General features: G+C 43.4%; 8 protein-coding genes and 2 pseudogenes. 7 read left to right on the forward strand and 3 right to left on the reverse strand.

What is annotated here, in order from left to right:
* The coding region (locus R7F64_RS23225; protein WP_412034473.1) for a VCBS domain-containing protein at positions 1–6,135 on the forward strand (6,135 nt) is incomplete at its 5' end.
* Positions 6,136–6,219: 84 nt separating this feature from the next.
* On the opposite strand, the gene R7F64_RS24565 is transcribed toward R7F64_RS23225, so the two are convergent.
* Positions 6,220–6,360, reverse strand: coding sequence for a 4Fe-4S dicluster domain-containing protein (locus R7F64_RS24565; protein WP_373924899.1), 141 nt, complete (start codon positions 6,358–6,360; stop codon positions 6,220–6,222).
* Between the two features lie 139 nt (positions 6,361–6,499).
* Here R7F64_RS24565 and R7F64_RS23230 point away from each other — a divergent pair, with 139 nt between their 5' ends.
* The 5 genes and pseudogenes from R7F64_RS23230 (at position 6,500) to R7F64_RS23250 (ending at position 10,082) form a co-directional block, all read left to right on the forward strand.
* Positions 6,500–7,219: a hypothetical protein gene (locus tag R7F64_RS23230; protein WP_032073007.1), complete on the forward strand. Its 720-nt coding sequence runs from the start codon at positions 6,500–6,502 to the stop codon at positions 7,217–7,219.
* A gap of 62 nt (positions 7,220–7,281) precedes the next feature.
* Positions 7,282–7,689, forward strand: a pseudogene (locus tag R7F64_RS23235) (NYN domain-containing protein); the annotation flags it as partial.
* Positions 7,690–7,779: 90 nt separating this feature from the next.
* A complete protein-coding gene (locus R7F64_RS23240) occupies positions 7,780–8,004 on the forward strand; it encodes an OST-HTH/LOTUS domain-containing protein (RefSeq protein ID WP_242531767.1) in 225 nt (74 codons plus the stop codon).
* 372 nt (positions 8,005–8,376) lie between these two features.
* The gene (locus R7F64_RS23245; protein WP_140150490.1) at positions 8,377–9,561 is read left to right on the forward strand and encodes an AAA family ATPase; all 1,185 of its coding nucleotides are present in this window, start codon (positions 8,377–8,379) and stop codon (positions 9,559–9,561) included.
* An 11-nt stretch (positions 9,562–9,572) separates the two neighbouring features.
* Positions 9,573–10,082, forward strand: a complete 510-nt coding sequence (locus R7F64_RS23250; protein ID WP_061894242.1) for a hypothetical protein — start codon at positions 9,573–9,575, stop codon at positions 10,080–10,082.
* 419 nt (positions 10,083–10,501) lie between these two features.
* Here R7F64_RS23250 and R7F64_RS23255 read toward each other — a convergent pair whose 3' ends face one another.
* Positions 10,502–10,723 (reverse strand): hypothetical protein, encoded by a 222-nt coding sequence (locus tag R7F64_RS23255; RefSeq protein WP_013572143.1) that lies wholly within the window; start codon positions 10,721–10,723, stop codon positions 10,502–10,504.
* A 119-nt stretch (positions 10,724–10,842) separates the two neighbouring features.
* Positions 10,843–11,763, reverse strand: a complete 921-nt coding sequence (locus R7F64_RS23260) for an IS5 family transposase (RefSeq protein ID WP_025590596.1) — start codon at positions 11,761–11,763, stop codon at positions 10,843–10,845.
* A 302-nt stretch (positions 11,764–12,065) separates the two neighbouring features.
* Between R7F64_RS23260 and R7F64_RS23265 the strand changes: the two are divergent.
* Positions 12,066–12,182: pseudogene (locus tag R7F64_RS23265) on the forward strand (IS110 family transposase); the annotation flags it as partial.

Raw genomic sequence — 12,182 nt, forward strand, 5'->3', positions numbered from 1 at the left:
GACGCTGATAGCGATCCGGTGACTCGCACCATGACAGTGACGTCTGCAGATGGCACGACTCATGACGTGGTCGTGACGATCACGGGCTCAGACGACAAAGCGGTCATCACACCTGATCAACCGGGTGATGATAAAGGCGCGGTTCAAGAAGACGTAACGCTGACCACTGGCGGCAACTTAAACGTGGACGACCCTGATGCAGGTGAAGCGGTATTCCAACCGCAAACCGGCGTTCAAGATGGCAACTGGGGTACCTTCTCTATCGATGAGCAGGGTAACTGGACCTATGAGCTAAACAATAATCATCCAGACGTGCAAGCGTTAGACGCTGATAGCGATCCGATTATTCGTACCATGACAGTAACATCTGCAGATGGCACGACTCATGACGTGGTCGTGACAATCACGGGCTCAGACGACAAAGCGATCATCACACCAGATCAACCGGGTGATGATAAAGGTGCGGTTCAAGAAGACGTAACGCTGACCACTGGCGGCAACTTAAACGTGGATGACCCTGATGCAGGTGAAGCGGTATTCCAACCTCAAACCGACGTTCAAGATGGTAATTGGGGTACCTTCTCTATCGATGAGCAGGGTAACTGGACCTATGAGCTAAACAATAATCATCCAGACGTGCAAGCGTTAGACGCTGATAGCGATCCGATTATTCGTACCATGACAGTAACATCTGCAGATGGCACGACTCATGACGTGGTCGTGACAATCACGGGCTCAGACGACAAAGCGATCATCACACCAGATCAACCGGGTGATGATAAAGGTGCGGTTCAAGAAGACGTAACGCTGACCACTGGCGGCAACTTAAACGTGGATGACCCTGATGCAGGCGAAGCGGTATTCCAACCTCAAACCGACGTTCAAGATGGCAACTGGGGTACGTTTTCGATCGATGAGCAGGGTAACTGGACCTATGAGCTAAACAATAATCATCCAGACGTGCAAGCGTTAGACGCTGATAGCGATCCGGTGATTCGCACCATGACAGTGACGTCTGCGGATGGCACGACTCATGACGTGGTTGTGACAATCACGGGCTCAGACGACAAAGCGATCATCACACCAGACCAACCGGGTGATGATAAAGGTGCGGTTCAAGAAGACGTAACGCTGACCACTGGCGGCAACTTAAACGTGGATGACCCTGATGTAGGTGAAGCGGTCTTCCAGCCCCAAACCGACGTTCAAGATGACAATTGGGGTACGTTCTCTATCGATGAGCAAGGTAACTGGACGTATAAGCTGAACAATAGCCACCCAGACGTGCAATCGTTAGACGCCGATAGCGATCCGGTGATTCGCACCATGACAGTAACATCTGCAGATGGCACGACTCATGACGTGGTTGTGACTATTACAGGTAACAACGATGCTCCTGAATTTATTAGTGGAACGAATGATAGCCACGGCCTAGATGAAGATGGCAAAGCCGATACCGATAGTTACCAATTTAGCATTAATGAGAATGCTGTTGCTGGCGTAATTGGGCAGGTTGAGGCATTTGATGTCGATAAAGGTAGCAATGTAACTTATCAGTTAACCAACCATACTGACCTTTTTGAAATAAACAGTCACACAGGTGAGATCAGCGTTAAAAGTGGCGTAGTCTTTGACCATGAAACGTCAGATAGCTACCAACTATTGGTAGAAGCTGAAGACCAGTCTGGGGCAAAGGATACGGCTAACGTCAATGTCGTGATAAATGACATTAACGAAGCTCCAATCGCTGAAGATGACAAAGGTATTGAGAAAGAGACTAAGGTTTTAGATCACACGAACTGGGACGACAGTGCAGATATTAGTGTGGACTACTACATCGTTGATACCAACACAGGTAACAAAATCGGTGACGCTAACAAGGCGGATTACACTGGTGACGGTGGTACGCATAAGTTTGGGGTTAGCTCTTCCTTAGATGGTGGTACGGATCAGGTAAAAGACGGTCAAATTGGATTCGATGATGCTACTTCACACAGTGAGGCTATGCGTTTCACTTTCGCTGATGGACAAGTCGCAGATCATGCTAAAGTTCAAGTTGAAAATCTTTGGAGCTCTTGGGAGCCTGGAGTTGAGCGCGGTGTTTGGAAGGCTTACTACAAAGGTGAGGTTGTCGCTTCGGGAGTATTTGAAGGAACTGGCAATCGTAAGCAAGTTGTAAGTATTGATGCGGATGGTCGATATTTTGATAGCATTGAAATGTCAGCCGTGGGTTACAAAGATGGCTTGGTTGATCCTAAGGGGTCGGAGTACTTTGTAACACAAGTTTCTGCCGATTTGACGAGCTTTGATGAGGACTATCAAACAACAGGAGCCGGTATTCTAGAGCTGGATGTGTTAGCGAATGATAGCGATCCAGACGGTGACGAACTGACTATTATTAACTACCCACAAACAGAATATCTAAACTTAATAGATGGCAAATTGGTGTTTGATGCAGCCAAATATCTTGAATCATTGCCAGAAGATCAGCGCACGATTAAGACTGGGGAAATAAAGGAATACTCATTTGAATACGTCATTGAAGATGCGGATGGTCTGACTGATAAAGCTGAAGTAACAGTGCATGTAGTAGGTGAGCCTATTTCATTGGATGATTCGCATATCATGCTCGATGAGTCTGCAGTTGGTGCGAGTTCTGGCGTACATGCTGAAGGTGATTTAGTTGCCAACCTTGGTTCTGCATCAGATGCTGAGTTCCGATTTGATTCTGAACAGAATCTGGAGACCGTTACCAGTGAAGGCAAGCCAGTGGTGTTTGAAGTGAGTGATGATCGCGGTACTTTAACCGGATATGTTGGCTCAGGTGATGATAAGGTCAAAGTCATTGAAGCGAGCATTGATGGTAAAACTGGGCATTATACCGTCGAGCAATATGAGCCAGTAGATCACTCGGAACTCGGTGCTGACACATTAGATATCCCTGTTAGCGTTCAAGTGGATGCGGGTGGCCGAGTTGAAAATGCAACTTTGCACCTTGGTGTTGTTGACTCTCTACCTTCAGTTAATTCAGAGCACCATGAAATCATGGATGTTGATCCACAAAACAACAGTGTTGTTATCGCGTTAGATGCATCGGGTTCGATGTGGGATGACATGGTTAAAAACGAGCAAGGCGTTGAAGTTACTCGCTGGGACCTAGCACGCAGTGCAATTAAGACCATGTTTGAAAAGTATGATGATCTTGGTGACGTTCGATTTAAGATTGCGACGCACTCAGGTTATCCAGATGGTCAAACGTCTGAATGGCTAGAATCTGTGGATGAGATTGATGCTTACTTGGATTCAATTGGTCGTGGTGGCTGGACGCCATATAGCCAAGCGATTGACCAGGTAAATGCTGCCTTAACTGACCTTAGCCAAGAAACAGATGACACTAGCAATCATCAGCTTTACTTTATTTCGGATGGTGCGCCAAGCGACTTCAATTCATGGACAAATACGTCAGATCCGGCATATACAGAGTTGCGCGAGAGCTTAATGAAGTGGTCTACAGCAGACGATTTTGAAAGTGAGCAGCGCTACGAGTACTTAGCTAATGGTTGGGATCAACCGACAGACGCTGAGCAAAGCATCATTCTTGAAAATGCGATGGATCGCAGTATCGATTCGAGTGGTGCATCTTTAGAGAACATCTGGTCAATTGGTATTGGCGCTGGTGCGGATATGAAATATCTAGAACCAGTTGCAACCGATAAAGGCTCTGCACTGGTAGTAACTGATGACTCACAAATAGAGGGGCTTCTGAACAAAACAGTATCAGGGCAGCTTCAGAGCAATCTTCTAGATGATATTAATGGCGATAGCCAATGGGTGGATCAAATTGAAGTTGATGGTGAAACCTATCATTACAATAAAGCTGATGGCACAGTAAGTGCCAGTAATGGGGCAATTATCTCTCTACACTCGTTAGCAGAGATCGACACAGAGCATGGTACGCTAACTCTTAACTTTGAAAATGGTCGCTATGACTACAAAGCGACGAATGTTAAGGGTCATCAACAAGAAAAATTCAATATCACCGTTCTCGATGCAGACGGCGATACCGCGACTGGTGAAGTGACAATCGATATTCGAGATCGCGCTCCTGAGTTTATTAGCAATACTGATGCAGATCAGACTCATGGAACCGATGTCAGCGGTATGCCAACTGCGGATAATGCAACTTTTAACGTTGCAGAGCAGGAAGCTGGATTGTTGGTGGGTAAGGTTAAAGCTTTCGACCCTGATGGTGCAGATACCATTAAATACGAGCTAAGTGGCGGTGATGCCAATTTATTCCGCGTAGATTCAAATAGCGGTGAGATTTGGCTTAAAGACGGAGTTAAGCTAGACCACTCTGTTCAGGATAGTTATCAGTTGGAAGTCACGGCGACGGATGGTACGGACAAAGACACAACTCAGGTCACTCTAAATGTAACTGAAAACCATGCCCCAACTTCATCGCCAGTACATGGCTTTGCTGAAATGGAAGACTTGCCGATTAACAAAGTGACGGTTGTGTTTGATGAATCAAACAGTATGACTCGCACATTTGATGGGCAAAATACCGTCGGTAGTGAGGCTACTGCACCCAAGACAGAATCAAGAGCTTACAAAGCTGCGGAAGCCCTTCACTCAATGGTTGAGAACATGATTGAAGAGGGTGGGCAATCCAATACTTACATTCGTTTGGTTCGCTTTGATGGAGATACGTCTACACAGAGCTGGTTAACTTTAGATCAAGTAGAGGAAATGAGCCGTCCGCCTTTGCTGAATGGACGTGATTCCAATGATCCTGAATATCTCAGCGAAGTTGCCTCTTACGTGAGTCAATGGTGTGATATTAATCACGGTACGAACACAGACTACAGCAAGGCACTAGAAGCCGTCATGGCCTTCAATGAAATAGGAACTCAATTCCCTTGGCAAGATGGCTTAGATGAAAACGGCAATTTTGATTGGGATCTGTACTTGAAAGAACAGCCAATCGAAAGTAAAGAGACCATATTCTTTATCTCTGACGGTGCACCAAACCCTAAAGAAGGTGAAACAGCAGCTCCAGATTTGAATGAACGATGGGAAGACTATAAGCAAACGCATGATGCCAAAGTTTATGGTATTGGTATTGCAACGTCAGACAATGAAAGTGCAGCCCAAGCACTGGAAGAATTGAGCGACCAAGTTGTATTTATCGATTCTGGCGAGCAGTTAGGCCAATTCCTCAATCATTTTTCACCTGAACCAATTGCTGGTGAGTTGCTGTCAGGAAGCCAAGATGCAGATGGCGACATCATGACAGTCTCTTTGGCTGATGGGGATTTCACTCTTTTAAGTGCTGATTTGCATGATGTCACCGTCGACCAAGACCTTGTTTTTTCGACGAGTCAAGTCGATGGGAGCTTACATGTTGAAACGGCATTTGGCTTGTTAGAGGTCGAGTCAAACGGCAGTTACAGCTTTACACAAAGTGATAGCTTTACCTTAGAAGGTAACCAACAAGTTGATCTTAACTTTCTCTTTAAAGTGTCAGACGGAAGAGGCGGGGTGAGTGACAACGCCTTTACTCTAACACTTAGTGAATCAGGTGCAGACGTCGCTTCTACTGAGCGTCATGCTGTCATGGGTAATGACCTGGTCAACTTGCTTGATGGTAGTGAGACTATTGATATCATGCTGGGACAAGACGGTGCAGATACCTTAAATGGCGCTGCAGGCGATGACATCCTAGTGGGTGGTCTTGGCAATGACATTCTCATCGGAGGTTTAGGGAATGATATCCTAACGGGAGGTGAAGGGAGCGATACGTTTACTTTCACCAATGAGTCTTTAAGTTCTGAAGCATCTATGGATGTCATCAAAGACTTTAATCTCGGTGAAGATAAATTAGACTTGAGTGATATTGTTTCACCAGCAGATGATGATGTGGCGGCCATGGAAGCCTTGTTGGATCACGTCAGCGCTAGTTTTGATGGTGAACAGGATACCCTCAACCTAACGATTACTAATGAGACAGGCCAATCTACATCGGTCGCACTGGAGCACTTCGACATGTCTGGCCTAGAACTGGGCGCATCAGCGACCTCGCATGAAATTGTTGACCAGTTGTTCCAACATCACGTGTTTACAACGGACTAATAATTTATCTTTGGCAAGATAACCATTAATGTTAAGCGGCATCTGAACTATTCAGATGCCGTTTTATTTTGGTTAATCCAGGGACTACATATTCTGATAACTCGGTCCACCGCCACCTTCTGGTGCTTTCCATGTAATGTTTTGCGATGTGTTTATGTTCGTCCGGCCAAAGACGGTGAAATTCTCACCCATACAGATTTTGACAGTTGGGCGTACTAGCTGGATTTCTACTTAGACTTTCACATGTGAAAGTGGAGGGGAGGGGTTGCGTTTTCAAAAAGCATGATAAAGTAAGTATGAATATTAACTAAATGAGGTCCTTACGGCGATGCCGGAAGGGATCTTAAATACCGGAGATAAGACTATGATGATTCTAACCACTCTTTCTGAAAAACTAGATGACCAAACGAGCCGAGTATTCTGGCGTGTGGGCACTAAACGCAGTGGAATTCTTGATGTAAAAATCGACTTTTCCCATGAAGATTCTGATTTGATTTCAGAATTATCAGCCATTCAATACCTACTCTTTGAAGAAAAAGTAATGGGTCGAGAGCCGGGTTCTGGTTCTGGCTACAAACTTGTTGTGTCAAAGGGAGCAATCAAAAAGCTTGCCCGTGGTAAATCTACGAAAAAACATGCACAAAAGTTTGCAGCATTTCTTCAAAACCGAATGGCTGGAGTGCAAATAGAGGTATCACAAAGTCGTGAGTTCATGGCCGACCCAAAATCATGTGTAACAGTGCTCTTAGATGCAAATCGCCAGGAATATGCAAATACGCATGATGCCGTTGAAACACCAGCAATGGGGACCGTTTATGTTACCGCTCACGCTGTTGAACAGTATAAAGAGCGATTGAGCACTGGAGATCCCAAAAAGCCCTGGGCGAGTTTAGTCAATCGACTTAAACATCCTGAGTTGAGAATTCGAAATTTGCCTGCAAATGTTTTGGCCCATAAAGCGAAAAAATACGGTACTGCCGACAATGTAGAAGCTTGGGGGCATCCAACTTCCAAATTCACATACCTTATTGTTAACGATAATGGGCGTCGCACCTTAGTAACTGTTTTTGAGCGCGAACAATAACCTTGGAAGGAATAAAATTGGATAGTGCAACTAACTACATAAAGGATGGTCACGCACGGATTATGGGTAACAGAAAAATCGCTGTATTAATTGATTCAGAAAACACTCCACACTCAAAGCTAAACCTGATTATTGAAGAGCTTTCTAGTTTTGGGCAGATCATCGTTAAACGTGCATATGGCGATTTTTCTGCTGAACAACTAAAAAACTGGAAGCAGCCTTTGAATGAGTTAGCGATTCAAGCTAAGCAGCAATTTGCCTATACATCTGGAAAAAACTCGACAGACTCTTTAATGATTATTGATGCAATGGATCTCTTGTACAGCTAAAGGTTTGATGCTTTTGCTTTGATATCCAGTGATAGTGACTTTACAAGTCTTGCTACGAGATTAAGAGAGTCGGAGATACACGTCATCGGTGTGGGAAAAGCGATGACTCCGACTTCGTTTAAAAACGCTTGTGATGACTTTGTAGCGATAGAGAACTTAAACGCTGATGTTGATCTTGGGGAGGCACAACCAAGCTCTAATCAAGACTCAGAACGCGAATTATGGCGATTAATGCATCAAGCTTGGCAGAACTATCGAGATGAATCGGGCTGGGCAAAACTAGGTGAAATAGGCAAGTACTTAAAGAGACTGAAGCCAGATTTTGACCCTCGAAACTACGGGTTGAAGAAGTTATCTGACTTTTTTGATAAATATCCAACGCGCTATAGAACCCGTAACACTAAACGCACTGGTATGGAGTTTCAGCTGATAACAAAGGCAAGCAAACAAAAATGATGTGCTGCCTTCGCTGACGACATACTGCAATCGGGTAACTCAAAAATGCCCCTTTCTTTGTTTCGCCAGATTGAATACACACTTTACCAAGGCATCACTGACTTACTTTTTATAATACAAGTAAGACTAAAAAAACGGGAAAACATCATTTTAGGATGACTATCTATTACAAAAAGCTACGCCACGCCAGTATGGTTTCGCTGGCGTTTAGCAAAATGTGGCAGTCGATGTATTTCCCAGTAACATATATACAAAAGCCTGACACCCCATGTTTAACAACTTGAGTACTAGACATAAATCACACTTAATACGGTTGAAAAGTTTATCGTCAAGAGCCATAATCAACAAAAATTTGTTGATTATGGCTTTTATATGCTAATAAAGTTTATCTGTAAAAATTTCTACTCATTTGGCAATGAGCAAGAAGTTTCTTTTGAAGTTGGGAAAAAACCATCAGCTTCCTACTACGACATAAACCTAGAATCTGGTGAGCGTCTAAACAAGGTATTGGCAGTTGTTGGGGCTAATGGTGCTGGTAAGACTCAGCTGTTGCGTCCACTTGCTTTCCTTGGTTCATTTATATCGACTTCTGCGTTCGACTATAAACCTTCTGAAAGTATCCCATACATGCCCCACCGATTGTATGCCGATAGGCCGACTGATTTTGAGTTGCACTTCATGCTCGGTGGGGAGCAGTACAAGTACAACTTGTCGGTTACAAAAAATGATGTCTTGTTGGAATCACTGTATAAAAAAACTAGTCGTAGCTACTCGTATGTGTTCGTTAGAGAGAAAGCTGATGATGGGTACAGCTACAAGCAAAAAGGCTTCGGCTTTTCTGTGGCTCAAGCTAAAAAAGTGAGAAGTAATGTCTCTGTTATTTCAGCTGCATTCCAGCAAAACGTTTCTAATGCATCCGAACTCTATACGTACTTTAATAGTTTTATTTTCAATGTGAATATGATGGGGCGTAGACATTTCAATGATGGTGATATTCTGGAAGCGACCGAATTTCTAAAAGATGATAGTAAGCTGAAGCAGAGGTTACACCAAGCTGTCTTTGATTTCGATTTGGGAATTCACGATATTGAATATAAACAGCAAAAGGTTACAGATGAGAAAGGAGAGGAACACAAGTTTGACTTTCCTTTCGCTATCCATAAGTGTGAAAAAGGTGAATTTACACTCCCATTATTCGAGGAGTCTAGCGGTACTAAAGCTCTTTTCGTAATGCTTCGCAGGGTACTGCCAGTATTACAATATGGTGGTGTTGCTATACTAGATGAGATTGATAACGACCTCCACCCTCACATGCTTCCAGTCATTCTGGATTGGTTTAAGCATAAAGAGACTAACCAACATGATGCACAAATTATCTTTACTTGCCACACTCCAGAAATACTAAATATGCTCAAGAAACACCAAGTCTACCTCGTAGAAAAAGAATGTCTTGAAAGTGATGCATGGCGTTTGGATGAAATGGTAGGAATTCGTGCCGATGACAACCTTTACGCTAAGTACCAAGCTGGTGCTCTAGGTGCTGTACCCAACGTATAGGAGTGTTGAAGTTGGCTAAAAAGAAAGTTAGAAAGGCTAATGTCGCATCACTAATCGTCGTTGGTGAGGGTATTCACGACAGAGCATTTTTGAATCACATGAAAGACAACTATGACGGCCGAGAAACTGGCCAAGTAGTTAAAATAGAATCATCAGATGGTGGTTCACCTAGAAATATTCTCATGTCTGCTAAAAAGAGCCAAGAAGCCGCATACGACAAACGATACGTGTTAATGGATAGTGACGTCGCAATACCGCAACAAGATTGGGCGTATGCGAAAAAGCATAAGATTGAAGTAATTTTATCCACACCTGTATGTCTTGAGGGGATGCTGCTTGATGTTCTTGGTGTTAAGGCTGGAACCTGTGGTGACAGTTGTAAAACTAAACTTAGACCTTATCTTGGTGGCTGCCCTACTCAAAAGACTAGCTATCAAAAATCATTTTCAAAAAAAGTTTTAGATGCTACTGAAAAAGAGCAGATTGTTAAGCTCAGAGAATTGCTCTCTAATCAAAAATAAATACAAATAGTTTAATTTCCGTTGATGGGGTGTGGGTAATATCTTCACAGTCGAGAGTTAGGCACGGAAAACGTTACGGGACATTTTCTAAATTTCTATAGAAACAAGATACTTTTTCTTATCTGACAGAACCTCTTTAGAACAAGTACTCTAACAAGGTTCTGTCCAACTTCGAGCTTGCTAGTGAGGCTAGCTCATTTATGCCCCATTATTGGTTTCGTCTAACAAATTTGCGATTTCAATCAGTCGTAATTTACCCAAATATAACTCATGTGACGTTAATAATAGTTATGCGGTGAGAGTGAAATTTTAATTGGATTGGTAAGTCGCTTCTGGACAAAAGCAAGTTAGAGTCCCCCTGTTTAAGTTGGCTATTTCAGATAAGAAAAAATACCTCTAGAACTTAAACGTTTGTCAAACTAATCCCAAAAACCAAATTGAGAAATGGAAAAGTAATATTTTTGGCAACTAACACAAAGTATCTTTTTTTCACCACTCAAGGCTTGCTCAATATCTTCTTCACTAATAACGTCTGGAATAGTATTTATGTGAGTGGCAGAAGTGAGGCATTCAAGTGCGTTGGTATCAATGTTTAAAACCCAATACCGATACTCTTCATCACCGCTGTTCAAATATTTCATTGTATCTGATAGCCCCGAACCAATGTGTAATAGGCAGTCTAAACCGCACTTACACTGAACTCTCACGGCTTTGTTGCTTAATTCAGAGAAAAGGCATACCAGCCCATAATGCTTCATTTTTAAACAACATACTGAGTTTCAGGCATACCTAGCCCCGTAAGCTTGTTCAGCGCTTTGATCATTGCGTAAGTCTCACCAACCTGAGCGTTGTAATTTCTTAGGCTTAATTTCCCACCTAACAACTGTTTCACTCGATGCATGGCTGTCTCTGATAGAGAGCGCTTATGATAACCATACCGCTTTTTCCACTTTTTGTTTGAGCCGTAGAGCTTCTGACAACCTACCGCCAAATTGCGAGGATGTCCTTGCTCCCAGAAAGCTGCCCCTTCTCGTGGCGGGATGAGCGGAACTGCTCGCTTGATTCGTATAGCTTCATGGCAGCTTCTTGTGTCATAAGCTCCATCACCTGATACTTCAATGATTTTACGACGTGTCTGCTTAAGTAAGTTGGGAAGCACTTCAGCATCGGTTACGTTAGAGAAACTCAGTTCTGCTGCGACTATTTCGTGAGTGCTGGTATCTACTGCAATATGCAGTTTACGCCAAACTCTACGCTTCCCGTCAGTACCATGCTTCTTAACCTTCCATGCACCTTCGCCATAAACCTTGAGACCAGTGGAATCAATGGCTAGATGTTGTATCGCTCCTCTGGTTTTAGTTTTAAATGAAACATCAACTTCCTTAGCTCGACGACTTATGCAGGTGTAATGCGGACAAAATAGCGGGATATTAGCCAGTTTAAATACTGAGTCTATAAATCCTTGCAGCGCTCTCAATGGCATAGAGAATACTCGTTTCACCATTAATGCAGTCGTAATGGCTAAATCACTGAATTGGCGTGGTCTACCACGCTTGCCTTGTTTGCTTTGCTTCCACTCAGCTATCGCTTCCTCATCAACCCAAAAGGTCAGTGAACCACGATTAATTAAGGCTTTATTGTACTGCTTCCAGTTGGTTGTTTTGTAACGAGGTTTAGGCATTAGGCTACGACGATTAATGGATGTAGCCGATCAGATCGTAGCTTCTTGATTTAGTTCCATCGATTTAAGCAACAAAGCCATGGATCACCGTTAACTCCATGACAAAGAGACACCTTAGATTTGCATTGTGGTGATTCGCCATCAACTAGAAAAAATCGAAACGTGATTAAAGTCTTGCTGTAACCTAATCTATAGTTTTATTTTTTGAAGCACGGCAAGGCTTTGATGTGATGGACGCACCTCCCTTCTAGCACCGTTGTACCAAACTAATGGTGCAACCAGTAAGAACAGGAGTAATCACCATGTCTATTAAAGTTGTCGGTATCGATATAGCCAAAAACTTCTTTCAAGTATGCGTGTTGAGTTCTGATGGACAAATCTTGTCAAACCGAAAGGTAAAGCGTGACAAGCTTCTTGAT

The organism is Vibrio sp. Vb1980 (assembly GCF_033338615.1).
GTDB classification, from domain to species: domain Bacteria; phylum Pseudomonadota; class Gammaproteobacteria; order Enterobacterales; family Vibrionaceae; genus Vibrio; species Vibrio alginolyticus.

Excerpts from the sequence above, each read along its gene's own strand:
- R7F64_RS23230 (WP_032073007.1), top strand. The coding sequence starts at position 6,500 with ATGATGATTCTAACCACTCTTTCTGAAAAACTAGATGACCAAACGAGC.
- R7F64_RS23245 (WP_140150490.1), top strand. The coding sequence starts at position 8,377 with ATGCTAATAAAGTTTATCTGTAAAAATTTCTACTCATTTGGCAATGAG.
- R7F64_RS23240 (WP_242531767.1), top strand. The coding sequence starts at position 7,780 with ATGCATCAAGCTTGGCAGAACTATCGAGATGAATCGGGCTGGGCAAAA.
- R7F64_RS23255 (WP_013572143.1), bottom strand. The coding sequence starts at position 10,723 with ATGAAATATTTGAACAGCGGTGATGAAGAGTATCGGTATTGGGTTTTA.
- R7F64_RS23260 (WP_025590596.1), bottom strand. The coding sequence starts at position 11,763 with ATGCCTAAACCTCGTTACAAAACAACCAACTGGAAGCAGTACAATAAA.